Here is a 22,344-nt window from a genome sequence, read left to right on the forward strand (position 1 = left end):
GTAATGCCACGGCTCTGTGCGACTCACCGCACGCCCGACATGTGCCCCTCGTCCTGACCTGGCGCGCTACTACGGCACGAACCGGGTCATGAACTGGTCGAGGGGAGCAGGGGTTCGAAGCGGCCCCAGCGGCTGATCTCACACCCATTGGTGCGCCGGAAATCTGCGTTGACGGGACGCCCCGCCCAGGTCCCCGTGACATGCGCGGTGGCCGGGCCGCCGTACATCATCGTGCAGTTCGTGCCCTGCGGTACGGGCGCGAACGGGTCCCTGCCCCACATCGTCATCCCGTCCAACTTCTTGCAGGCGCGCTTGACGTGAGGGTGGTTGCCGCGGCCGGGGTGGCAGTACAGCTCGAAGGTGCCGTCGGTGGCCGCCGAGCCGGAGTCGCGGACGGTGACGGTCAGGTGGTCGACCGCCGCGTGCTCGCGCCCCGGTGTCCCCTCACCGGCAGCAGGACCGTGGTCGGCAGTGAGGGCAGGGGGGTCGGTGAGGGTACGGGGGCCGGTGGAGACGCCGAGACCGCCGAGGGGGGAGTGGCCGACGGCGGTTGGGTGACCGCCGAGGGTGGAGTGGCCGACGGCGGTTAGTTGACCGGCGAGGGTGGAGTGATCGACGGCGGTTGGGTGACCGGCGAGGGTGTGGTGGCCCGCACCGGTGATGCCGTTCCCGGACCGGTGGTGCGGCAGCGGGATCGGAGCGGCCGAGGCGGCGGGCGCCGCCAGGGCCAGGGCCGCGGTGACGGAGACGACGGCCGCGGCGGCGGTGGTGGAGAGGCGGCCCGCGGCGGCGGTGGTGGTGGCGGAGAAGCGGCTCGCGGCGGCAGTGGTGGCGGAGAGGCGGGTCACGGCCGTGGCGGCCGCGCCGACGGCCGCGGCGAAGAGGGATGACGTACGGCGGTGCGGCATCACAGGCTCCTGAGAGGCGAGTGCGGGGCGGTACGCGGTACGTACACGCCGGGGGCGCACGACAACGCGAGTTGCCACGGCCCCGACACCTCTAACGCGCTGCCGCCCCCGACGTTGCGCCGCAGGAACGTCTTTGCCGGGTGGCCCGCGCGCCTAGTACCGTAGGGGGCGATTGGTGACAGCCCTGGGAGCTGTGCCATCATCTGGACACGCCACAGCGTGCATGCGCGTGTGGGGTGTGTGGAGGCGTCGCCTAGTCCGGTCTATGGCGCCGCACTGCTAATGCGGTTTGGGGCTTACCCCCCATCGAGGGTTCAAATCCCTCCGCCTCCGCTCCTATTCGTTCAGGCCCCGGTCATCTCCGACCGGGGCCTGAACGCATTTGTACGACCCGGGACGATCTCCCCCACCCGTCGCGGAGCGATCTTCGCCGTACGGCGCGACGCGATCTTCTCTGCATGGGGCCGGAGCCGGCGACCTGGGCCAGGCGCGTGAGCTAGGCGTACCGGAACGGCCTGAGCGCAGGCACGGGAACGGCCTGCGCGCCCAGAAACGATCTACACCCCGCCCAGCTCCACCTGCCCCGCTCCACCCACCCCGCTCCACCCACCCCGCTCCACCCGCCCCGCTCCGCCTCGTGCCCAGCCCCGCGCCTGGCCCATGCCGCGCCCCAGGTCCGATGACCGCCGCGCCCACGGTCCGGGGGCGCTGGGCGCTGCTTTGTCCACAGCTGTGGGCAACCCGTCCCCGCACACCGGACGCCACACGCCGGGCGCCACCCGCCGGACCAGGCGTCCCAGAACCCACGACACCTCAGGACCGCTCGCCCGCGTCGGACACCGGCCCGGCCCTCGGGGGCATCCCCCTCCCGACAGCAAACTGGCCAGGGAAGCCACCGAGCTGATCCGCGATGTCACCGACGACCTGATCTACCACCACTCCCGCCGCGTCCACCTCTCGGCGCCCATCACGACCGTCGGCACAGCCGTCGGCACGGCCTGGGCTTCGACCCGGAGCTGCTCTACATGGGAGCCCTCTTCCACGACCTCGGTCTCACTGAGAAGTTCCGCACCTCCCAGCAGCGCTCCGAGCTCGACGGCGCCGACGAGGCCCGCGCCTTCTTGACCGCCCGCGGCATCCCCGCCGACCGCGCCCACCTGGTCCGGGAGGGCATCGCCCTGCACACCGCCCAGGAAATTCCGCACCACATGGCCCCCGAAGTGGTGCTCGTCACAGTCGACGTCGAGCTCGACGTCCTCGGCGTCGGCATCGGCCACGACACCCTCCCGCCGGAAACCCGCGAGGCCGTCATCGCCGCCCACCCGCGCCCCGGCTTCAAGCGCCGCACCCTCCACGCCTTCCACACCGGCCCGGCCCACCGACCCCGGACCGCCTTCGGCAAGGTGAAGGCCGACGTTCCGGACCGCTTCGAAGAGGGCTACACCCGCCCGAACTTCGTCCGCATCATCGAGGAGTCCCCCTGGCCCCAATGGCCTCCCGAAGTCCCCCAGGAGCGCGTTTCCGCAGGTCAGAGGTGCTGCGGGCAATGGATTTCGCCTCACGGCGCAGGTCATGTAATGTTGTTCCCGCAACGCCGACCGGCAAGAAAAACCGCCGGAAAGCCAAGCGCTCGTAGCTTAACGGATAGAGCATCTGACTACGGATCAGAAGGTTGCAGGTTCGAATCCTGCCGAGCGCACACAGGTCAAAGGCCCCCTGGACATCGTCCAGGGGGCCTTTGACATCAGGCGGGTGACATCAACGTGGGTGCCGTGTCCGTCACGCGGCCGGCGCACACCCCGGATCGCCCTCCGCGTCCTCGGTCGGCTCGTCCATTCCCAGGGCGTCGTCCATTCGGTCGGCCGCCGCTTTGAGAGTGGTCCGCATCATGTGCGCGTAGGTGTCCAGCGTCATCGTGATGGTGCTGTGGCCGAGCGTCTCCATGATCGTGCGGGGGTCGACGCCCTGGGCCAGCAGCAGGGCGGCGCAGGTGTGCCGGAGGTCGTGCACCCGCACGCGGCGCACCTTGGCGTCACGGCAGAGGGTCGTGAGCAAGCGGTTGAGGCTGCGAGGGTCGGTGGCCCGGCCGGAGGCCGTGGTGAAGACCAGGCCGTTCGGGTCGTCGGGGAGAGGCTGCCATTTGGCGCCGGCCACCTTCCGTTCCTCTTCCTGCTTCGCCTGGGGGGCGGTCAGGGCGTCCACATACACCTCTTGGGCAGGGACACCGTCCGGAGCGAGCGAGTCGTTTTGGGCGTCCCGAAGAGCAGTTCGCGCTTGATGCGCTGGAGGTTGCGCCGGACGCGAGCTGGCCGGTGGAGAGGTCGATGTCCGACCAGGTGAGCCCAAGGGCTTCTCCGCGGCGCAGACCGGTGGCGATGAGCAGCAGCCACAGGGCGTAGAGCCGGTGATTGCGGGCGGTCTGAGCAGGATTCTTGCCTCTGCGGCGTCCAACGGGCGTACCTCGCGGCGTTCGACGGTGGGCGTTTCCACGATGCGGGCGACGTTGCGTGCGATGAGCTCTTCCCGGACGGCCTGTTGGAGCGCGGAGCGGAGTACGGCGTGGACGTACTGGACGGTGCGGGCCGATGGCCGGCGCTTGCAGCACTTGTTCACGGCGCAGCACGTCCGGTCTTCCTTGGCGCGTGCGCGTCGACTCCTCGCAGGCAGCAGAGGCAGCCGCCCTTGAACTCCGCGAGGAACAGGCGAATGTCGGCGGGGGAGAGGCGGTTGAGCCTCTTCTTCCCGAGCGCGGGTTTGATGTAGAGCCGCGAAAGGCCCTCGTAGCTGTTGAGCGTCGCGGGCTTGAGGCGGGTGGGCACGATGGCGGCGAGCCAGTAGGTGAGGAAGTCGCCGAACGGCATGGCGGAGGTAGCGGCTGGGATTCCCTGCCGGGTCTGCGGACGCCCCTACGGAACCCCGTGCGCGCACGAGCACGCCTGCATCCGCTGCCCGATGCTCAGCATCAACCCGAAGATGCCGGCCTGCCTGGACGACTTGGAGGAGGACCTCACCGCCCGACGCAAGCGCGCCATCGAGGAGGACTGGCGAGGTGACGTGATCCGCGAGGTTGTGCCCGACGGAGCGCACCGCCCACACCGCGCTGAACGTCGCCAGGGTGGCGGCCTGGTCCAGGTTCGTCATCGCGCCTCTCCGTACTGGTGAGTGGGGTGGAATTCGTCGCGCCACCGCTGGAAGCACTCGTGCGCTTCGACGGCGAGGTCGACGGGGCCGCTGATGAGGTGGGGCCACAGTTCGGCGTGCTGCGTGGCGCCGAGGCGGGCGAGGTCGTGTCCGATACGCAGGACGGTCGACCAGCGGCGAATCTCGGCTCTACCCGCCTCCAGCCGATCGCCCCAGACCTGGTGAGGTATTGAGGTATTGGTGACGTCGATCCGGCTCATGGACTCCGGCCCCGGCAAGGCCGAGCGCACCGCGGCCGCCGTACAGCGGGCCCTGGAGGTATCGCCGAAGTCGTCGTCGGCAACGTCTCCGCCGTGCCCAACCGGCGCGGTCCCGGCCTGCGGGTCTACATCGAGGGCTCCCAGCACATGGCGAGCCGACGCCCGCAAGAAGTGCGCCAACCGCCAGGTACGCGAATGGCGCAGCGTCATCGGCACTGAGATCATCGGCGTCGCCGACACCCCGGAGAAGGCCGTAACCAAGGTCCGCCGCGTCAAATGCGGGGTGTGGCCGAATCCGTCTGATCTGCTGATCGGAGTCGACGTTGACGCCTTCCTCCTCTCTCTACAGCTCCCGCATTCAGACACAGGTGGTCCACCTGGTCCTGCGTCACCTGTCCTTCCCGTTGCACGGGAACACCTACATGCGGGGAGTACTCCCACCACAGGGCGGGGAGGAAGCCGTATGCGTTGACGTCGGCACGGAGGACGCGTGTGCACCGGACCTGAATGTCTACGAAATCCCCCTGATCCAAGACGAGATCATCATCGCCGCCGGCGAAGTCCTCCAGATCGTGCGGGCCGCCCAGACCGCAGACCCCTTCTACCGGACCTTTTACCGCGACGACGAAGGCGACCTGTCGCAGATGCCGTCCCTGGCCCTTGACCTGCTCGACATCCGAGGAGACCAGGAACAGCAGGAACCGGCTGTCCTGACCCCGGAAACGATGCACTCGACAGACAGGGTGAATCTGGTGGGGGTCCTCCCCCTGGCGCCCGGACGGCATCGGCTGTACTGGTCATGCGGCGACTGGCCCGGCATCATCGCCTCGGACGCTGAGACCTCCAACAGCCCCGAAGCACTGCAAACGGTCGCCGCCCACGGCCTGCCCGATACGCGCCGCGCGCAGCCTTCAAAAGATCTCCACTGCTGGAAGATCGCCCCACTGCTGGAGCCCTAGGGGCTTTCCCCTAAGCCCCAGGGGCTCACCAGTTCCATCCGCGCGGCGCCCAGGCCGGGTGTCCCGTCTCAAATGATCGGCGTCATCCGAGAAGGAGATCGCCCTCTCCGCTGAGGTGATCGCGATGCTCGGTCTGGAGCCTCGCCGCATTCGCTTACTCAGCGCCATCCATGAGGCCGGACACGTCGTCGTCGCCAGCACGGTCCGCGCGCCCTCAACCCCGCCCGTACGCCAGCGAGCCGGACGGGCGGAGGAGGCAGGACCGGGGTGCCGGGGGATCTCGTTGCTGGGGGCTGTGGGGGCTGTGGGGGCTTCAGGGGGGTGTGGAGCCGATGAGGGCGGTGAGTTGGTGGCGGACGTGGGTGGCGGTTTGGGGTGCGTCGAGGTCTGCGACGTCGACAGTGATGACGTTCCAGGGCGTGGCGGCCAGGAGGCGCCGGGTCAGGGCGGCTTCGTGGCGTAGGTGGGTGGCGGCTGAGGGGAGGTCGTGGACGGAGCGGGTGCCGGGGGAGGCGGCGAGTTTGGCGATGTACCAGCTTTCCCATGCGGGGCCCTCGCGGACGACGGCGCGGGCGAGGGCGGTCGAGGGGTCGTCGTGTATGTAGACCACGGTCACCTGGGTGGGTTCGACGGCGGTGGTCAATTCGCGCAGGACATGGGCGATGGCGGGCTCGTCGTGACCCCAGGCCACCAGGGAAGGAATGAAGGGGAGCAGGGCGTCGGTGACGAGGATGCCGATGCCGGCGGCGCGGGACTCGGCGAGGTAGGCGCGGGTGGACTCGATCAAGGTCTCGGGGCGGACGCTGTGGTTGCCGTCGGCGAACTCTTCGGCCACGGGGCGGAAGGCGGGGCGGGTGAGGATGTCGGCCTCTCGGAAATGGTCCACGGTGGCTCCGGTGCTCGCGATCCATGGGGCCAGGGAGTGGCAGAGGGTCGATTTTCCGACGCCCGGGCCGTTGCCGACGACTGCTATCAGGTGCCTCGTCATGGCAGCAGCTTTGCACGGGGGAGGCCGGGCGTGGGCGGCGAAGTGCGGCAACCAGCTTGCGGGGGAGGGGAGTTGAGAGGGCGCCGTGGGGGTGGTGAGTGGCGGTGAGGGAAACGATTAGGCATTGGTGGGGGAGTGGCGTAGTGTTCATTTCACCGACGCGGGGTGGAGCAGCTCGGTAGCTCGCTGGGCTCATAACCCAGAGGTCGCAGGTTCAAATCCTGTCCCCGCTACTGACGCCGCAGGCCCAGTGGATTCACTTCCACTGGGCCTGCGGCTTTTGTGCGTGCGGTTCAGCCGTGGACCGGTGGGGGCGGGGCGGTGTAGTGGGCGGCCGGGCCGGTGTGGGGCCGGGCCAGGTGGGGGTGCAGGAGCAGGTCGTCGTCGTAGTCGCCGTCGTTCTGGTGGCGGAAGGCCAGCGGCTCGGTGGTGGGGAGGCTGTGCAGCCGCTCGTGCAGGCGGGTGGCGGCGGTGGCGAAGGCGGTGGGGGTGGTGCGGTCCGCGCCGGGGATCAGGAGGGGCGGGACGACGGAGATCCCGGTGTACCAGAGGGTGCCGTGCTGGAGGGGGAAGAGGAGGTCGTTGAGGTCTCCGTTGACGCCGCGCGGGCCGAGGGTGGCGGCGCGGGCGCCTGCCGTGGTGATGACCATGGCGCGCTTGCCGGTGAGTTTGCCGTCGCCGTAGCGCTGGGGGCGGCCGGTGACGGGGTCGGTGATGCCGAAGGCGAAGCCCTTGACGAAGACGCGGTCGAACCAGCCCTTGAGGATGGCCGGCATGCCGTACCACCAGAGGGGGAACTGGATGATCAGCGTGTCCGCCCAGGTGAGTTTCTGCTGTTCGGCGGCGATGTCGGGGCTCAAGTGGCCGCCTGAATAGGCGCGTTCGGAGGCCGGGCCGACGAGCAGGCGGTCGGCCGGGTCGTGGTCGTAGTCGGCGGCGTCGACCACCGGGTTCCACTTCATGGCGTACAGGTCGGAGACGCGGTGCTGGTGGCCGTGGGCTTCGAGGGTGCGCAGTGCCTCGGTCTTGAGCGCGCCGCTCAGGGAGCGCTGGTCGGGGTGGGCGAACAGCCAGAGGACCTTCATGTCCTCCACTGTCGTGCGATTGGCGGGTGGCATACGAGTGGCCCGATGGCCATTGTGTGCAAGGATCGGGCCATGAGTGTGGTGGAGAGCGGCCGTGGTGGCGGTAGCGGTGGAGGCAGCCGTGGAGGTAGCGGTGGTGGGCATGTGCGGGCCGTGCCGGGGAGGGGGCGGCCGCACCGGGTGGCGGTGCTGGTGCGGGACGGGATGCTGCCGATCGAGGTGGGCATCGTGCACCGGATCTTCGGGGAGGCCAGGTCGGCGGACGGGGAGCGGCTCTACGAGCTGGTGACCTGCGCGCTGGAGCCCGGTGAGGTGCGGACGGACACGGACTTCACGGTGAATGTCGCGTACGGGCCGGAGGCGCTGGCGGAGGCCGGCACCGTGGTCGTACCGGCGTCCGGGACGGACTACGGGCGGGCGGAGGAGCGGAGTGCGGGGCGGCTGAGTCCGGCGATGGCCGAAGCCCTGGGGCGCATCCGGCCGGGCACCCGGATCGCGTCGATCTGTACGGGGGCGTTCGTGCTGGCCGCGGCCGGGCTGCTGGACGGACGGCGGGCGACCACGCACTGGCGGTCGGTGGACGACTTCCGCCGGTTGTTCCCGGCCGTCGAGCTGGACGCGGACGTGCTGTACACGGACGAGGGCGATGTGCTGACCGCGGCCGGGGTCGCCTCCGGGATCGATCTGTGTCTGCACATGGTCCGGTGTGATCACGGCGCGGCGGTGGCCAATGATGTGGCCCGGCGGACCGTCGTGCCGCCGCACCGGGAGGGCGGGCAGGCGCAGTACATCCAGCGGCCGATGCCGGAGCCGCAGGTGTCCTCCACAGGGATGGCCAGGGCCTGGGCGCTGGAACATCTGGACCGGCCGCTGAGCCTGCGGGAGCTGGCGGCGCGGGAGTCGATGAGCGTACGGACCTTCACCCGGCGGTTCCGGGAGGAGGTCGGGATCTCGCCGTTGCAGTGGCTGACGCAGCAACGGATCGAGCGGGCACGGCAGTTGCTGGAGGAGACGGAGCTGACGGTGGACCGGATCGCGGCGGAGGCGGGCTTCGGGACGGCGGCCTCGCTGCGGATGCATCTCCAGTCGGCGCTGGGGGTGTCGCCGCGGGCCTATCGGAGTACGTTCCGGGGGCCGGGAGGCGGGGGCGGGATGGTTGCGTGAGGGAGGGGGTGGTCGGGGGAGGGGGCGGTTGGGGGATGGTGTGAGGCCGGGGACCGCGTGGGGCCGGGGGCGCGTGAGGTTTGTGGCTGGGTGGGGCCGGGGGCTGGGTGGCGCCGGGGGTTGGGTGGGGCCTGAGCTGGGTGAGGGCGCCGGTTCGGGAGGGCGGGTATTGCGGGTGGGTGGGGTGGTGCGCTTACCGGCGGGCGCTGCGGGGCGGTGGGGGGGGGGGTGGCCTGGTGTCCGGCGGTCCTGCGTGCGGGCGGCGTTGTCAGTGGGTGGTCGTACGCTGGCGGTGTGTGGCGATGTACGGGACCGCGCTGGTCAGGTGGCGGGCCGGGGTCGGAGCCGGAGGGGCGGTTCGGGCAGCGGCTCGGTTGGTACTGCGCCGAGCGGGCCGAGGAGCGGGTGAGCATGCTCCCCGCGGGCAAGGTGCTGGCGTTCGCCGCGCAGGGGGAGCGGCGCTGTCTGGGCGTGCGGCGGGCCGGCGGCCGGCTCGTGTGCCCGTACGGTGCGGTGCTCGACGGTGCGAGTGCCAGGGATCAGTGCGCGCGGTGCGCCCAGTTGGACCGGTCGCGGTCGGTGGCCGCGGACACCATGGCCGATGATCCGCGCCCGTACGGCGTCTATCTCGCGTACTTCGGCCCCGGCCTGCTCAAGGTGGGGATCACGGCCGCCGAGCGCGGGCCGGCCCGGCTGGTGGAGCAGGGGGCGGTGGCGTACGCATGGCTGGGGCGCGGGCCGTTGATGGCGGCGCGGCGGGCGGAGGCGCTGCTGGGGAGCGCGCTGGCGGTGCCCGACCGGTTTGCGAAGGCGGCGAAACGGGCGGCGCGCGGGGCGCTGCCCCCGGTGCCGGACCGGGTTGCCGAGTTGGAACAACTGCACTGTGCTGCCCAGGAGTTGGCGGGCTGGCCGGAGACTCTCCAGCCGGTGGAGTTCGCCTGTGCGGACCATACGGAGCTGTTCGGGCTCGACCGTATTCCGGGGGAGGTGGCGGAGCTGGGCGGGATGACGCCCGGAGCGGAGATCGTGGGGGAGGTGCTGACCGGGGTGGGGTCCGATGTGTATCTGCGGTTGGCGATGACCGGTGGGACGGGTGCGGTCGGTGGGACGGGTCCGGTCGGTGTGGCGGGACGGGGCGGTGGGGGCGTTGCGGTGATGGATGCGCGGATGTTGTCGGGGTGGGTGTTGGGGGCGGCTGTGGGGCGGGTGACGACGGTGCCGGTGCGGGCTGTGGGCGCCGGGGCTGGGGAGCGGGAGGGGGAGGGGACGGGGCGGCAGGAAGGGTTGTTCTGAGGGGGCGGGGCGGGGCGCGGGTCGGCTCGGTCCGGCTCGGTTCGGTCCGGCTCGGCTCGGTTCGGGGCGGGGCGGGCCGGTTTCGGGGGGATGGCCGGGGAGGGGCCAGGGGGCTTCGGGGCGTCCGGGGGCTTCGGGGCTGGTGGTGGGATGGCCGTGCCGGCGCTTGGTGGACTTGTGGGCGGGCAGTGGGCCTACGGCGCTTGCGGCGCTTGGTGGCCGGGTTGGCGATTGCGGGGCTTGTTGGGGTTACTGGGCTTGCCGGCCTGCTGGGGAAGTGGAGGGCGGGGGTTGTTCCGGGCCGATGGGGGCGATTAGATGCTGGGTGCAGGTAGATGACGGGTAGACGCTCGGGGCAGGTAGATGGCGGGCTCGGTGGCTGGGCGTTGTGCGTCGGCTGGGCACGGGGCATCGGTGGGCGCGTCACGGCGGCAGCGTGACGCATCGGCCGGGCGTGTGGCGTGGGCCGTGCATGATGTCGGCCGGGCGTGTGGCGTCGCCGGAGGGTGTGGCGTCGGTGGGGCGCGTGGTGTCGCCGGAGGACGGGTGTCACCGGGGGCGTGGTGTCGGCCTGTGGAAGGGGCGGCGTCCTGGTTGCGGTCGTCGTGACCGGGAGTAGGGGTCGGAACCGTAGGGGAGGGGCCCGGCGTGGCGGAGGGTGATGAGCGGGTCGGCGCGTTCTGGCGGGAGTTGGGGCTGCCGGGGCTGATCGATGTGCATACGCACTTCATGCCCGAGCGGGTGATGGCGAAGGTCTGGGCGTACTTCGACGCGGCCGGGCCGCTGGTCGGCCGGGAGTGGCCGATCGCCTACCGGTTCGAGGAGGACGAGCGGCTGGCGGTGCTGCGCGGTTTCGGGGTGCGGGCGTTCACGTCGATGGTCTATCCGCACAAGCCGGGGATGGCGCAGTGGCTGAACGGCTGGGCGGCCGACTTCGCGTCCCGTACGCCCGACTGCCTCCGGACCGCGACGTTCTTTCCGGAGGACGGTGCCGCGGCGTATGTGCGCGCCGAACTGGCGGGTGGGGCGCGGGTCTTCAAGGCGCATGTACAGGTGGGCGGGTACGACCCGGCCGATGCGCTGCTCGATGCCGTGTGGGGTGCCGTCGCGGAGGCCGGTGTGCCGGTGGTCATCCACTGCGGGTCGGGACCGGCGCCGGGCAAGTACACCGGGCCCGAGCCGATCGGGCGGCTGCTGGCCCGCCATCCGGGGCTGCGGCTGATCATCGCGCACATGGGGATGCCGGAGTACGCCGACTTCCTGGACCTTGCGCAGCGCTACCCGGGCGTACACCTCGATACGACGATGGTCTTCACGGACTTCTCCGAGCGGGACGCGCCGTTCCCGCGGACGGAACGCCGGCGGCTCACGGACCTCGGCGACCGGGTGCTGTTCGGCAGCGACTTTCCCAACATCCCCTACGGGTACGCGCATGCGCTGGAGGCGCTCAGCAGGCTGGAGCTGGGGGCGGAGTGGCTGCGGGGGGTCTGTTACGGGAACGCGGCGCGGTTGTTCGGGGTGTGAGCGGGAGAGGGCCGCTTCGGCCAGGGGAGCGGGAGGGGGCCGCTTCGGCCAGGGGAGCGGGACGCCGGGACGCGGGATGCAGGGCGCAGCGCGTGGCTGGGCGGAGTGCAGGGCGCTCAGGGCCTTTTGGGCGTGCGCGGGGCGGGCCGTCGGGTGTTCAGCGCTGTTCGGACGGAAGAGCGGTGGCGGTCGCGGTGGCGGCCGTGGCCAGCTGAGTGAGGGCCACGCCCAGATCGGCGAGGGTGGCCTCGTCGGTGACGCGTTCCGTAGTGGGGTCGGTCTTCGGGCCGATCGCGGGGATCTCGCGGCACGCGGCCGTGACGACCTCGCCGGTCATCATGCGCAGGGTCTCGCGGAGCTGGGCGTTGGCGTGGTCGCCGCCGGTGGGGAACGGCGAGGCGGTGATCACCGCGGTCGGCTTGTTGACGCATTCACCGCTGCTGACCAGCCAGTCGAGGGCGTTCTTGAGGACGCCGGGGACGCCGTGCGCGTACTCGGGGCTGACGAGAAGCAGGGCGTCGGACGTCGCGACCGCGGTACGCAGGGCGGCGACGGAGGCGGGGGGCGTGGCGTCCTCGCCGTCCAGATCGGGGTTGAAGTGCGGGAGTGCGCCGATGTCCGCGGTGGTGGTCGGGCCGTCCCAGAGGGCGAGCGCGGAGCGCAGCACCGCGCCGTTGGAGGAGCGCGCACGCAGACTGCCGGAGAGGGCGAGGAGTCTCATGGGATGACGGTACGTGGCGTGCGGCTCGGGGGCGGGGCGGTGGACCGTGCAGCGGGGGGCGAGGGCCGTTGGCCGGGGGCTGCGGGAGTGCCGGACGGGCTTCCGGACGGCGGTGAAAGTGCTGGTCAGGGCGATTGTCAGTGCCAGGTGCGATGCTTAAGAAGTGGTGATCGACCTGGGCCGCACGGGGGGCGGTCCAGGTCGGTCAGGGCTGGGGTGGGGTGGAGATGGGGCCCAACGGGGGGCCGGCGGGGGCCGGTACGGGCTGACGGGGGCCAGGTCGGTAGGGGGCCGACGGGGCTGGCGGGGGCTGACGGGGCCCGGTCGGTAGGGGCCGGCGGAGCCGGTGGGGGCTGGCCGTCGGCGGGGGATGGCGGGGCCGGTGGGGGCCGGCGGGGGGTGGGGGCGGGGTGGGGGCGGGGGCCCGGGGAGGGGGAGAGAGCAGGAGAGGGGAAGCGGCCCACGGGAGGGGAAGACGCCCCGGAGAAGGGGCAGCGAAGCACGGGGGATTCTCAGGAGATTCACAGAAAGGCGCAAGGGAGCTCTCACGGGAGCGGGTCAAGCTCACGGGTATGACCGTGACTTCGTCGTCCTCAGCGTCGTTTCGTATGCCGGCTTCGGCCTCGTCCTCCAGGGGCGCGCCGGGGAAGCAGCCGGAGCTGTTGCGGCCCGACGGCACCCCCGTGCGGGTGCTGGTCGTGGACGATGAGTCCTCCCTCGCCGATCTGCTGTCCCTCGCGCTGCGCTACGAGGGATGGGACATCCGCGCGGAGGGGGACGGCGCGGGAGCGCTGCGCTGTGCCCGTAGTTGGCGGCCGGATGCGGTGCTGCTCGATGTGATGCTGCCGGACATGGACGGGCTGACGGTGCTCGGACGGCTGCGGCGTGAACTTCCGGATGTGCCGGTGCTGTTCCTGACGGCCAAGGACGCGGTCGAGGACCGGATCGCCGGGCTGACGGCGGGCGGCGACGACTACGTCACCAAGCCGTTCAGCCTGGAAGAGGTGGTGGCCAGGCTGCGGGGGCTGCTCCGACGGGCCGGCGCGGCCACCGCGCGCAGCGAATCGCGGCTGACGGTGGGCGATCTCGTACTCGACGAGGACAGCCATGAGGTGTGGCGGGACGGCCAGGAGATCCATCTGACGGCCACCGAGTTCGAGCTGCTGCGCTATCTGATGCGCAATCCGCGGCGGGTGCTGAGCAAGACACAGATCCTCGACCGGGTCTGGAGCTATGACTTCGGCGGCCAGGCCAACGTCGTGGAGCTGTATATCTCGTATCTGCGGCGGAAGATCGACGTGGGGCGGGCGCCGATGATCCACACCCGGCGGGGCGCGGGCTACCTCATCAAGCCCGGTGGGTAGACGGGTGTCCGCCGCCTCGGCCGCCGGGCCTTCGGGGCCGCGCACACCCGCCGCACCCCCTCCCACCCCCCGCCGCCGCTGGTCGCTCCGGACCCGGCTCGTCGTGTCGGCGGTGGCGCTGATCGCTGTCGTCGGAGCCGTCATCGGCACCGTGACGACCATCGCCCTGCACTCCTACCTGCAAGGCCAGTTGGACATTCAGCTGACGGGTTCGGTGAAACGGGCCGAGGGCCCGCGGCCGCATGACCCGGTGCCTCCGCAAAGCCAAGGCCTGGACTTCGTGGCGATGGGGGGCCAGCCCATCGGGACGGTGGGGGCGCGGATCGCGCGCGACGGTATGGCCGTGGACGGCGCCAAGCTCAGCAACTCGACCAGCCGGCTGCCCGAGGAGCGGCTGGCGCGGCTGTCCGGCCAGCAGGTTGCGGCGCTGAGCTCGGTGCCACGGGACGGCAGGCAGCACACCGCCGAGCTGCCAGGACTCGGCGACTACCGGGTGATGTCCGCCCGGGACGGCTCGCTGGTGCTCGGTCTGCCGCTCGGCCATGTGCAGGACACGGTCAGCCAACTGGTGGTCATCGAGGAGTGTGTGACGGTCGCCGGGCTGATCGCGGCCGGCATCGCCGGTTCCTCCATCGTCGGCATCGCCCTGCGGCCGCTACGACGGGTCGCCGCCACCGCCACCCGGGTCTCCGAACTCTCGCTCCACCAGGGCGAGGTGGCGCTGCACGTCCGGGTGCCGGCGGCCGAGTCGGACGGCCGTACGGAAGTGGGGCAGGTCGGTGCGGCGCTGAACCGGATGCTGGGGCATGTCGGGGCGGCGCTCTCGGCTCGTCAGGAGAGCGAGATGCGGGTGCGGCGGTTCGTCGCCGACGCCAGCCATGAGCTGCGTACGCCGCTCGCGTCGATCCGTGGGTACGCCGAGCTGACCCGGCGCGGGCGGGAGCAGCCGGGGCCCGAGACCCGGCACGCCCTGGGCCGGATCGAGTCGGAGGCGGAGCGGATGACGGGGCTGGTGGAGGACCTGTTGCTGCTCGCCCGGCTCGATTCCGGGCGGCCGCTCTCCTACGAGAGCACGGATCTGTCGCCGCTGGTGGTGGACGCGGTGAGCGATGCGCGGGTGGCGGGGCCCGGCCACCGGTGGCGGCTGGAGCTGCCCGATGAGCCGGCGTGGGTGTACGGCGACGGCGGACGGCTGCACCAGATCTTGGTGAATCTGCTGGCCAACGCCCGGACGCATACGCCCCAGGGCACGACGGTGACCGCCAGGGTGCGCCCTGCCGGTCCTACGGCCGGTCGTCCGGCGGCCGGTCGTACGGCAGACGTTCCTGCCGGGCGACGCGATGTCGTTCAGCTGGAGGTGCAGGACGACGGGCCCGGCATTCCCGCCGCCCTCCTCCCGCATGTCTTCGAGCGCTTTGCGCGCGGTGATGCCTCGCGGTCGCGAGCCGCCGGGAGTACGGGGCTCGGCCTGGCCATCGTGGAGGCGGTGGTGGCCGCGCACGGCGGCACGGTCGGCGTCGACAGTGTCCCCGGACGGACGGTCTTCACGGTGACGCTGCCGACGAAGGCCGTGCCTGCCCCGGTGCCCGCTGCGGCCCCCGCTCCCCCCTCACAGTCAGGACACAGGCTCAGCACACCCCCGTGACAGCGCGGTTGGCGAGTGTCGTCGGCATGACGACGACACAGCCGCCCCGCACACCGCTGGGCTCCCTGCCACCGCGCGAGCATCTGCGGCTCGGTCAGATCGCGACCGTGCTCGATGTGGTGGTCCCCGTCTACAACGAGGAGCGCGACCTCGAACCGTGTGTGCGACGGCTGCACGAGCACCTTGCCCGCACCTTCCCGTACGGCTTCCGCATCACCATCGCCGACAACGCGAGCACGGACCGTACGCCGGAGGTCGCCGCCCTGCTCGACGACGAGATCGACGAGGTCACGGCGGTACGGCTGGAGCAGAAGGGGCGCGGGCGGGCACTGCGCACCGTGTGGTCGCTCTCCGGGGCGCCGGTGCTCGCCTATATGGACGTCGATCTGTCCACCGACCTCAACGCGCTGCTCCCGCTGGTCGCTCCGCTGATCTCCGGGCACTCGGATCTGGCGATCGGCTCCCGGCTCAGCCGCAGTGCGCGGGTGGTGCGCGGCCCGAAGCGGGAGTTCATCTCGCGTACGTACAACCTCATCCTGCGCGGCTCGCTCGCCGCCCGGTTCTCCGATGCGCAGTGCGGGTTCAAGGCCATCCGCGGGGATGTCGCCGCGCGGCTGCTGCCGATGATCGAGGACACCGGATGGTTCTTCGACACCGAGATGCTGGTGCTCGCGGAGCGGGCGGGGCTGCGGATCCACGAGGTGCCGGTGGACTGGGTCGACGACCCCGAGAGCACCGTGCAGCTGGTGCGTACGGCCGCCGATGACCTCAAGGGCGTATGGCGGGTGGGGCGGGCGCTGGCGACCGGTGGGCTGCCGCTGGACCGGCTCGCCCGGCCGTTCGGGGACGACCCGCGCGACCGTGAGCTGTCCGGGGTGCCCGGCGGACTGGCCCGTCAGCTCGTCGGCTTCTGTGCCGTCGGCGGACTCAGCACCCTGCTCTACCTCGCCCTCTACTCCCTCTTCCGGCTCGGGGTGGGACCTCAGCTCGCCAATGCGGGGGCGCTGTTGGTGTCGGCACTGGCCAATACGGCGGCCAACCGGCGGCTGACGTTCGGGGTGCGGGGCCGGGACCGGGCGCTGCGTCACCAGGCCCAGGGGCTGGTGGTCTTCGCCATCGGACTGGCCCTGACCAGCGGCTCCCTGGCCGCCCTCGACGCCGCGGGCGGCGACGCCTCGCACGGCACCGAACTCGCGGTGCTGGTGGCCGCCAACCTCGCGGCGACGGTGCTGCGGTTCCTGCTCTTCCGCGCGTGGGTCTTCCCCGACCGTGAGCGGTCCGACGACGCCGACGCACCGCAGCCGCACGCCACACACGAACACAACGACCTCACCAGGAGCGCTCGATGACCCCGCCCCCCTCCGGTACGCCGGCCCAGCCGTCGTATCCGTCGCCCCTCACGCCACAGGAGAGAGGGCCGGCGTCGGTCGTTGTCCCCCAGACGCCCGGGGCCGCGGCACAGCCCGCGCAGCCGCGCTGGGCGCGGCCCGCTCTGCTGGCGTTGTTGCTGGTCACGGCCGTGCTCTACCTCTGGAGCCTGTCCGCGTCCGGTTATGCCAACCAGTTCTACTCGGCCGCCGTACAGGCCGGCAGCGAGAGCTGGAAGGCGTTCTTCTTCGGCTCCTCCGACGCGGCGAACTCCATCACCGTCGACAAGCCGCCGGCCGCGCTGTGGCCGATGGCGCTGTCCGTACGGCTCTTCGGGCTCGGCTCGTGGGCGATCCTGGTGCCCGAGGCGCTGATGGGGGTCGCGACCGTCGGGGTGCTCCACGGGGCCGTACGGCGTCGGTTCGGCGCGGGGGCGGGGCTGCTGGCCGGCGGGGCGCTGGCCGTCACGCCGGTCGCGGCGCTGATGTTCCGGTTCAACAATCCCGATGCGCTGCTGTGTCTGCTGATGGTCTGTGCGATCGCCGCCGTGCTGCGGGCCCTGGACGACGGCCGTACGAAGTGGCTGGTGCTGGCCGGTGTCTGCTTCGGCCTGGGCTTTCTGACCAAGACGCTCCAGGCGTGGCTGATCCTGCCGGCGCTCGCCGTGGTCTACGTCTGCTGTGCGCCGGTGGCGCTGCGCCGGCGGTTCGGTCAGCTGCTGGTCGCCGGCCTGGCGATCGTGGTGTCCGGCGGCTGGTGGGTGGCGATCGTCGAGCTGTGGCCCGCGTCCTCGCGTCCGTACATCGGCGGCTCGCAGCACAACAGCTTCCTGGAGCTGACCTTCGGCTACAACGGCTTCGGACGGATCACCGGTAATGAGACCGGCAGCGTCGGCGGGGGCGGCGGCCGGCCCGGGGCCGGTGGTGGCGGATGGGGAGAGACCGGCATCACCCGGCTGTTCTCGTCCGACATGGGCGGGCAGATCTCCTGGCTGCTGCCTGCCGCGCTGATCCTGCTGGTCGCGGGGGTGTGGGTGCTGCGGCGGGCCCGGCGGGCGACCGCCGCCGAACAGGCCGGGCAGCGGGCGGAGTTCCTGGTGTGGGGCGGTGCGCTGCTGACGACCTTCGCGACCTTCAGCTTCATGTCCGGGATCTTCCATCAGTACTACAACATCGCGCTGGCCCCGTATATCGCGGCGCTGGTCGGGATGGGCTCGGCGCTGCTGTGGCGGCGCGGCGGGCGGGTCGCCTCGCTCGTGCCGGCCGCGACGGTCGCGGTGACCGCCGGATGGTCGTACGTGCTGCTGGGCCGGTCGCCGGAGTGGCTGCCGTGGCTGCGCTGGACGGTGTTGGCCGTCGGCCTGGTGGCGGCGGTGGGGCTGCTGCTGCCGGTACGGGCGGGAGCTTCGGTGCGGGACGGGGAGCCCGTGGGGGACAGGGGGCCTGTGGGGGACGGGGAGCCTGTGCGGGACAAGGAATCTGTACGGGCCGGAGCGTCTGCCACGGCCGGAGCGCCGCTGCGGGCCGGCCGGCGGGTCGCGGTGCTGGCGGCCGGGCTCGGGGTGGTGACGGCGCTGGCCGGTCCGCTCGCGTACACCCTCAATACGGTCGACACGCCCAAGGGCGGGTCGATCATCACGGCCGGCCCCTCGGTGCGGGGCGGCATGGGCGGGCCCGGTGGCGGCTTCCCCGGCGGCCGGCCGCCCGGCATGTGGCGCGGCACCAACGGCGGTACGGCGGGGGGCGCGCCGGGCGGCGGCCAGGGCGGCCAGGGCGCGGGCGGCCCCCAAGGCACCAACCAGGCCACCCGGCAGGGCAACAACCAGCCCGGCAACCGGGTCGGCAACCAGCCCAACAACCGGGGCCGGCTCCCGGGGCAGGGCGCCGGCCGGCCGGGCTTCCCCGGCGGTGCGGGCGGGCCGGGCGGCCTCGGCGAGCGGGGCGCCGGCCGGATGGGCGGCATGGGCGGACTGCTCAACGGCAGCAAGGTCAGCGACCGGGCCAAGGCGCTGCTGGAGAAGGACGCGGGGGACTACACCTGGGCCGCCGCGGCCATCGGCGCGCAGAATGCGGCGAGCTATCAACTCGCCACCCAGAAGCCGGTGATGGCGATCGGCGGATTCAACGGGAGCGACCCGTCGCCGACCCTCGCCCAGTTCCAGGCCTATGTCGCGGACGGGAAGATCCACTACTTCATCGCGGGCGGGCGGGGCGGCCCCGGCGGCGGCCAGGGCGGCGGCCAGGGCGGCTCGTCGAAGATCACGGCGTGGGTGACGAAGACCTTCAAGAAGGTCACCGTCGGCAGCGCCACCTTCTACGACCTGACCCGGAAGGCCTGAGCGGGGAGGCGCGCCCGGGGCGGCGCCGCCGCGGCGACGGTCCGCGCCGCCCCCTCCCCCGAGCGGCCGAAATCAAATGTACGGCGTATAGCTCTCCCTGTACGGTGTAAGTCACCGCCCGCACCGTACTGGGAGCCCGTATGTCCTCCGTGGCCTCCGACGCCACCTCCACCGCCCTCCAGCCACCGGGCCGGTCCGCCACCCGGTGGCTGACCCTCGCCGTCATCTGCCTCGCCCAGCTGACGGTCATCCTCGACAACACCGTCCTGAACGTCGCCATCCCCTCCCTCACCGAGGACCTGGGCGCGACCACCGCCGACGTCCAGTGGATGATCAACGCGTATTCGCTGGTCCAGTCCGGCCTGCTGCTCACCGCGGGCAATTCCGCCGACCGCTACGGCCGTAAGAAGATGCTGGTCGTCGGCCTGTCGCTGTTCGGGGTCGCCTCGCTCGGCGCCGCGCTCGCCCAGTCGCCCGGCCAGCTCGTCGCCGCCCGCGCCGGCATGGGTATCGGCGGCGCCCTGCTGGTGACCACCACCCTCGCCGTCGTCATGCAGATCTTCGACGACGAGGAGCGCCCCCGGGCCATCGGCATCTGGAGCTCGGTCAACTCCCTCGGCTTCGCCGCCGGCCCGCTGATCGGCGGTTCGCTGCTCGACCACTTCTGGTGGGGCTCGCTGTTCCTGGTCAACCTCCCCGTCGCGGTGATCGCGCTGACCGCCGTCGTCTTCCTGGTGCCCGAGTCCAGCAGCCGCGGCGGTGCCCCCCTCGACCTGCTGGGCGCCCTGCTGTCCGTGATCGGCATGGTCGGAGTGGTCTTTGCGATCATCTCCGGGCCGATGGACGGCTGGCTGTCCGGCCGGGTGCTGATCTCCGCCGCCATCGGTGTCATCGGGCTCGCCGCCTTCGCGCTGTGGGAACTGCACGTCCCGCATCCGATGCTGGATATGCACTTCTTCCGCAACCGCCGGTTCATCGGCGCCGTCTCGGGCGGCATCCTCGTCGCCTTCGGGATGGGCGGCTCGATGTTCCTGCTCACCCAGCATCTCCAACTGGTACTGGGCTATGGCCCGCTGGATGCGGGACTGCGGATGGCGCCGCTCGCCGTGACGGTCATCCTGATCAACTTCACCGGGCTGGGCGCCCGTCTGATCCCCCGGTTCGGCACCCCCGGAATGATCGTCTCGGGGATGTCGCTGCTCGCGGCCGGCCTGGCCGCCGTCTCCCTGATGGGCGGCGCCGGCTACGGCGGCATGCTGCTCGGCCTGGTCGTGATGGGCGTCGGTATCGCGCTCGCGATGCCCACGATGGCCAACGCCATCATGTCCGCGATCCCGCCGGCCAAGGCCGGAGTGGGGGCCGGAGTCAACGGCACACTGATGGAATTCGGCCAGGGTCTCGGCGTCGCCGTCCTCGGTGCGGTCCTCAACTCCCGCTTCGTGGCGCTGCTTCCGGCGGCGGCCGCGGGTGCCGGGTCGCTGTCCGCGGCACTCGCCCGCACCCGAACGGACGCCGAACGGACCGCCGTCCACGACGCCTTCGCGTCCGGCATCGGCACCAGCCAGCTGGTCGGCGCGGCCGCGGTGTTCCTCGGCGGGCTGGTCGCGGCCGTCCTGCTGCGCCGGGCGGAGCGCACCGGCCAGGAGGCGGAGCCGCTCGCAGCGCCTCCCGGTTCGCAACCGGCCGCTGCCGCGGCGGAATAGCATCGGCCCGGTATGTGATCGTGAACGGCACGTACCGGCGGCACGTATGACACCCGTACGTGCCGTCACCGACGGACGACACCGAAGCCGACCTCGACGACGCCACCCACGACGTCGACGACGCTCAGGACAGGGAGGGGCGCCATGGCAGCGACGGACGACCGCGCCAGGAAGCGGCCGAACAGCGTCTGGCTGACCGAACGGCCCCCGCTCAAACGGAAGGCGGAGCAGCCGGCCGGACTCGACCTCGACAAGATCGTCGCGGCGACGGTCCGGCTGCTGGACGCCGAGGGCCTGTCGAAGTTCTCGATGCGCAGGCTCGCCGCCGAGCTCGGCGTCACCGCGATGTCCGTGTACTGGTACGTCGACACCAAGGACGACCTGCTGGAACTGGCCGTGGACGCGGTGGCCGGAGAGATGGACCTGCCCGACGAGTCGGACGCCGGCGCCGACTGGCGCGACCAGCTGCGCACGCTCGCCTTCGGCTACCGCGACATGCTGCTGGGCCACCCCTGGGCGGCCCGGCTGCTGGGCGAGTTCATCAACATCGGCCCGTATTCGACGGCCTTCTCCAACGCCACCCAGCGGGTGATGCGGCGCAGCGGCCTGGCAGCAGACCAGGCGTCCGGTGCGCTGGCGTCCCTCTTCCACTTCGTCTACGGCTTCTCGACGATCCGGGCCACCCACGAGGCCCGCTGCCGCGCCGCCGACATGAGCCTCGACGACTACTTCGAGCAGGTCGTCGCCGCGCTCTCGGACCGGCCGGAGTTCGCCGAGATGCTGGAGCCGTCCACCCGGGTCGGCGAGGTCCGCCGGGGCCGCAGCGTGGTGGAAATGCTGGACCGGGACTTCGCGTTCGCCCTCGATCTCCAGATCGCGGGGATCGAGGCGATGCGGGACCGGCCGGAGGGCTGACAGGAGAAGGCCCCGGGCTCAGCAGCCCGGGGCCTTCTCCCGCATGCCTGTGTGTCCAGGGGCGCTCACCCCATCGGCAGGATCTCCCCCTGCACCGCCTGGATGTCCAGTTCGACCTTCAGGGTGGTGCCGATCGCCGCGATACCGGCCGCGACGACCTGGTTGTAGTTCATCTTGAAGTCCTCGCGGCGCAGCTCCGCGGTGGCGCGGAAGGCGGCGCGCACCCCGCCCCACGGGTCGGGGCCGGTGCCGAGGTAGCTCAGGTCGAGGTCCACCGGGCGTACGACCCCGTGCAGCGACAGCTCGCCGTGCACCGTCCAGCGGTCCGGGCCGGCCGGTGCCAGGCCCGAGCTGCGGTAGGTGATCTCCGGGAACTCCTCGACGTTCAGGAAATCCTCGGAGCGCAGATGCCCGTCGCGCATACCGTTGCCGGTGTCGATCGACGTGGCCTTGATGGCCGCCTCGACCTGCGAGGCGGACAGGTCCTCGGCGATCTCGATCCGGCCGCTGAACTCGGTGAACCGGCCGTGCACGCTGGAGATCCCCAGGTGCTGGGCGACCGCGGCGACCGTCGAGTGCATCGGGTCGATGGTCCAGGCGCCGGGCGGCGGCAGCTCGGCCCCGCCCTGCCGGGCCAGGACGACACTGCCGACGTCCATCCGGCCGCTCGCCGTCACGATCGCGGTGGAGGCGACCGGTGCATAGCCGACGGCCGTCACGATGACCGTGTAAGGGCCGGCGGGCAGCGGCTGTTCGCTGCGGACGGCACCCTCGTCGTCCGCCGCTGCGCGCAGCACCTGTGCGCCCGTCATATCGGTGACGGTCAGCACGGCGTGCTGGACCGCCCAGCCGTCCCGTGTGCGGACCTGGGCCCTCAGTCCCGCAGCTCCCGCGCCCGTCGAAGTCATTGCCTCTCCCGTTTGTTGCCTGGTGGTGCCCCCTGCTCGAAGCCGAGAGCGTCTCGGAGC

The 22,344-nt window shown here is 71.7% G+C and carries 20 protein-coding genes and 3 tRNA genes; 14 read left to right on the forward strand and 9 right to left on the reverse strand.

The features are described from left to right. Nucleotides 1-86: 86 nt before the first annotated feature. Nucleotides 87-908, reverse strand: coding sequence for an SSI family serine proteinase inhibitor (locus K7C20_RS39475; protein ID WP_053208589.1), 822 nt, complete (start codon nt 906-908; stop codon nt 87-89). A 242-nt stretch (nt 909-1,150) separates the two neighbouring features. On the opposite strand from K7C20_RS39475, the gene K7C20_RS19815 reads away from it, so the two are divergent. Beyond that, nucleotides 1,151-1,241, forward strand: a tRNA-Ser gene (locus K7C20_RS19815). Between the two features lie 596 nt (nt 1,242-1,837). Here K7C20_RS19815 and K7C20_RS19820 read toward each other — a convergent pair. Further along, a complete protein-coding gene (locus K7C20_RS19820) occupies nt 1,838-2,185 on the reverse strand; it encodes a hypothetical protein (RefSeq protein ID WP_160328700.1) in 348 nt (115 codons plus the stop codon). A 349-nt stretch (nt 2,186-2,534) separates the two neighbouring features. Between K7C20_RS19820 and K7C20_RS19825 the strand changes: the two genes are divergently transcribed. Then, nucleotides 2,535-2,607: transfer RNA gene (locus tag K7C20_RS19825), tRNA-Arg, on the forward strand. 80 nt (nt 2,608-2,687) lie between these two features. On the opposite strand, the gene K7C20_RS38280 is transcribed toward K7C20_RS19825, so the two are convergent. Both K7C20_RS38280 and K7C20_RS38285 read right to left on the reverse strand, forming a co-directional pair. Beyond that, nucleotides 2,688-3,110 (reverse strand): tyrosine-type recombinase/integrase, encoded by a 423-nt coding sequence (locus K7C20_RS38280; protein ID WP_245171022.1) that lies wholly within the window; start codon nt 3,108-3,110, stop codon nt 2,688-2,690. A gap of 407 nt (nt 3,111-3,517) precedes the next feature. Beyond that, the gene (locus K7C20_RS38285) at nt 3,518-3,769 is read right to left on the reverse strand and encodes an N-terminal phage integrase SAM-like domain-containing protein (protein WP_053208906.1); all 252 of its coding nucleotides are present in this window, start codon (nt 3,767-3,769) and stop codon (nt 3,518-3,520) included. Between the two features lie 91 nt (nt 3,770-3,860). Between K7C20_RS38285 and K7C20_RS19835 the strand changes: the two genes are divergently transcribed. Continuing rightward, the gene (locus tag K7C20_RS19835; protein ID WP_209443870.1) at nt 3,861-4,070 is read left to right on the forward strand and encodes a hypothetical protein; all 210 of its coding nucleotides are present in this window, start codon (nt 3,861-3,863) and stop codon (nt 4,068-4,070) included. Here the strand turns inward: K7C20_RS19835 and K7C20_RS19840 are convergent. Beyond that, complete coding sequence (locus K7C20_RS19840) at nt 4,046-4,519, reverse strand: hypothetical protein (protein ID WP_160328701.1); 474 nt, start codon at nt 4,517-4,519, stop codon at nt 4,046-4,048. The two genes, K7C20_RS19835 and K7C20_RS19840, sit on opposite strands and share 25 nt — an antisense overlap. Nucleotides 4,520-4,677: 158 nt before the next feature. Here K7C20_RS19840 and K7C20_RS19845 point away from each other — a divergent pair, with 158 nt between their 5' ends. Beyond that, complete coding sequence (locus K7C20_RS19845) at nt 4,678-5,268, forward strand: hypothetical protein (protein ID WP_160328702.1); 591 nt, start codon at nt 4,678-4,680, stop codon at nt 5,266-5,268. Between the two features lie 313 nt (nt 5,269-5,581). On the opposite strand, the gene K7C20_RS19850 is transcribed toward K7C20_RS19845, so the two are convergent. After that, nucleotides 5,582-6,256, reverse strand: coding sequence for a nucleoside/nucleotide kinase family protein (locus K7C20_RS19850; RefSeq protein ID WP_030088939.1), 675 nt, complete (start codon nt 6,254-6,256; stop codon nt 5,582-5,584). 159 nt (nt 6,257-6,415) lie between these two features. Here K7C20_RS19850 and K7C20_RS19855 point away from each other — a divergent pair. Beyond that, nucleotides 6,416-6,489, forward strand: a tRNA-Met gene (locus K7C20_RS19855). Nucleotides 6,490-6,549: 60 nt separating this feature from the next. Here K7C20_RS19855 and K7C20_RS19860 read toward each other — a convergent pair. Further along, nucleotides 6,550-7,341 carry an NAD(P)H-dependent oxidoreductase gene (locus K7C20_RS19860; protein WP_030088937.1) on the reverse strand — a complete coding sequence of 264 codons (792 nt, stop codon included), beginning with the start codon at nt 7,339-7,341 and terminating at the stop codon, nt 6,550-6,552. Between the two features lie 45 nt (nt 7,342-7,386). On the opposite strand from K7C20_RS19860, the gene K7C20_RS19865 reads away from it, so the two are divergent. The 3 genes from K7C20_RS19865 (at nt 7,387) to K7C20_RS19875 (ending at nt 11,322) form a co-directional block, all read left to right on the forward strand. Further along, nucleotides 7,387-8,505: a GlxA family transcriptional regulator gene (locus K7C20_RS19865; protein WP_409351313.1), complete on the forward strand. Its 1,119-nt coding sequence runs from the start codon at nt 7,387-7,389 to the stop codon at nt 8,503-8,505. A gap of 294 nt (nt 8,506-8,799) precedes the next feature. After that, on the forward strand, nt 8,800-9,798 hold the full coding sequence (locus K7C20_RS19870; RefSeq protein ID WP_246655310.1) for a DUF2797 domain-containing protein: 999 nt from the start codon (nt 8,800-8,802) through the stop codon (nt 9,796-9,798). A 648-nt stretch (nt 9,799-10,446) separates the two neighbouring features. Beyond that, complete coding sequence (locus K7C20_RS19875) at nt 10,447-11,322, forward strand: amidohydrolase family protein (RefSeq protein ID WP_030074417.1); 876 nt, start codon at nt 10,447-10,449, stop codon at nt 11,320-11,322. 157 nt (nt 11,323-11,479) lie between these two features. Here the strand turns inward: K7C20_RS19875 and K7C20_RS19880 are convergent, their stop codons facing one another. Beyond that, nucleotides 11,480-12,043, reverse strand: coding sequence for an NADPH-dependent FMN reductase (locus K7C20_RS19880; protein WP_048828437.1), 564 nt, complete (start codon nt 12,041-12,043; stop codon nt 11,480-11,482). A 608-nt stretch (nt 12,044-12,651) separates the two neighbouring features. Here K7C20_RS19880 and K7C20_RS19885 point away from each other — a divergent pair. From K7C20_RS19885 to K7C20_RS19910, 6 genes are all read left to right on the forward strand, one after another. After that, complete coding sequence (locus K7C20_RS19885; protein WP_280921985.1) at nt 12,652-13,407, forward strand: response regulator transcription factor; 756 nt, start codon at nt 12,652-12,654, stop codon at nt 13,405-13,407. A gap of 112 nt (nt 13,408-13,519) precedes the next feature. Then, nucleotides 13,520-15,052 carry a sensor histidine kinase gene (locus tag K7C20_RS19890; RefSeq protein WP_280921984.1) on the forward strand — a complete coding sequence of 511 codons (1,533 nt, stop codon included), beginning with the start codon at nt 13,520-13,522 and terminating at the stop codon, nt 15,050-15,052. Nucleotides 15,053-15,078: 26 nt separating this feature from the next. Beyond that, nucleotides 15,079-16,401: a bifunctional glycosyltransferase family 2/GtrA family protein gene (locus tag K7C20_RS19895; protein WP_053208954.1), complete on the forward strand. Its 1,323-nt coding sequence runs from the start codon at nt 15,079-15,081 to the stop codon at nt 16,399-16,401. Further along, a complete protein-coding gene (locus tag K7C20_RS19900; protein ID WP_222892636.1) occupies nt 16,398-18,758 on the forward strand; it encodes an ArnT family glycosyltransferase in 2,361 nt (786 codons plus the stop codon). Before K7C20_RS19895 ends, K7C20_RS19900 begins: the two co-directional genes overlap by 4 nt. A gap of 140 nt (nt 18,759-18,898) precedes the next feature. After that, nucleotides 18,899-20,461 carry an MFS transporter gene (locus tag K7C20_RS19905; RefSeq protein ID WP_053210613.1) on the forward strand — a complete coding sequence of 521 codons (1,563 nt, stop codon included), beginning with the start codon at nt 18,899-18,901 and terminating at the stop codon, nt 20,459-20,461. Between the two features lie 144 nt (nt 20,462-20,605). Next, on the forward strand, nt 20,606-21,376 hold the full coding sequence (locus tag K7C20_RS19910) for a TetR/AcrR family transcriptional regulator (protein ID WP_030085000.1): 771 nt from the start codon (nt 20,606-20,608) through the stop codon (nt 21,374-21,376). Nucleotides 21,377-21,441: 65 nt separating this feature from the next. Here the strand turns inward: K7C20_RS19910 and K7C20_RS19915 are convergent, their stop codons facing one another. Further along, a complete protein-coding gene (locus K7C20_RS19915) occupies nt 21,442-22,284 on the reverse strand; it encodes a YceI family protein (protein ID WP_053210612.1) in 843 nt (280 codons plus the stop codon). Nucleotides 22,285-22,344: the final 60 nt, after the last annotated feature.

Source organism: Streptomyces decoyicus, assembly GCF_019880305.1.
Lineage (GTDB): Bacteria > Actinomycetota > Actinomycetes > Streptomycetales > Streptomycetaceae > Streptomyces > Streptomyces decoyicus.

Bases quoted from the DNA above. Each gene is read 5' to 3' on its own strand.
- K7C20_RS39475 (WP_053208589.1), bottom strand. From the start codon at position 908: ATGCCGCACCGCCGTACGTCATCCCTCTTCGCCGCGGCCGTCGGCGCG.
- K7C20_RS38285 (WP_053208906.1), bottom strand. From the start codon at position 3,769: ATGCCGTTCGGCGACTTCCTCACCTACTGGCTCGCCGCCATCGTGCCC.
- K7C20_RS19835 (WP_209443870.1), top strand. From the start codon at position 3,861: ATGCTCAGCATCAACCCGAAGATGCCGGCCTGCCTGGACGACTTGGAG.
- K7C20_RS19840 (WP_160328701.1), bottom strand. From the start codon at position 4,519: ATGACGCTGCGCCATTCGCGTACCTGGCGGTTGGCGCACTTCTTGCGG.
- K7C20_RS19850 (WP_030088939.1), bottom strand. From the start codon at position 6,256: ATGACGAGGCACCTGATAGCAGTCGTCGGCAACGGCCCGGGCGTCGGA.
- K7C20_RS19860 (WP_030088937.1), bottom strand. From the start codon at position 7,341: ATGAAGGTCCTCTGGCTGTTCGCCCACCCCGACCAGCGCTCCCTGAGC.
- K7C20_RS19865 (WP_409351313.1), top strand. From the start codon at position 7,387: ATGGCCATTGTGTGCAAGGATCGGGCCATGAGTGTGGTGGAGAGCGGC.
- K7C20_RS19880 (WP_048828437.1), bottom strand. From the start codon at position 12,043: ATGAGACTCCTCGCCCTCTCCGGCAGTCTGCGTGCGCGCTCCTCCAAC.
- K7C20_RS19885 (WP_280921985.1), top strand. From the start codon at position 12,652: ATGCCGGCTTCGGCCTCGTCCTCCAGGGGCGCGCCGGGGAAGCAGCCG.
- K7C20_RS19895 (WP_053208954.1), top strand. From the start codon at position 15,079: ATGACGACGACACAGCCGCCCCGCACACCGCTGGGCTCCCTGCCACCG.
- K7C20_RS19900 (WP_222892636.1), top strand. From the start codon at position 16,398: ATGACCCCGCCCCCCTCCGGTACGCCGGCCCAGCCGTCGTATCCGTCG.
- K7C20_RS19905 (WP_053210613.1), top strand. From the start codon at position 18,899: ATGTCCTCCGTGGCCTCCGACGCCACCTCCACCGCCCTCCAGCCACCG.
- K7C20_RS19910 (WP_030085000.1), top strand. From the start codon at position 20,606: ATGGCAGCGACGGACGACCGCGCCAGGAAGCGGCCGAACAGCGTCTGG.
- K7C20_RS19915 (WP_053210612.1), bottom strand. From the start codon at position 22,284: ATGACTTCGACGGGCGCGGGAGCTGCGGGACTGAGGGCCCAGGTCCGC.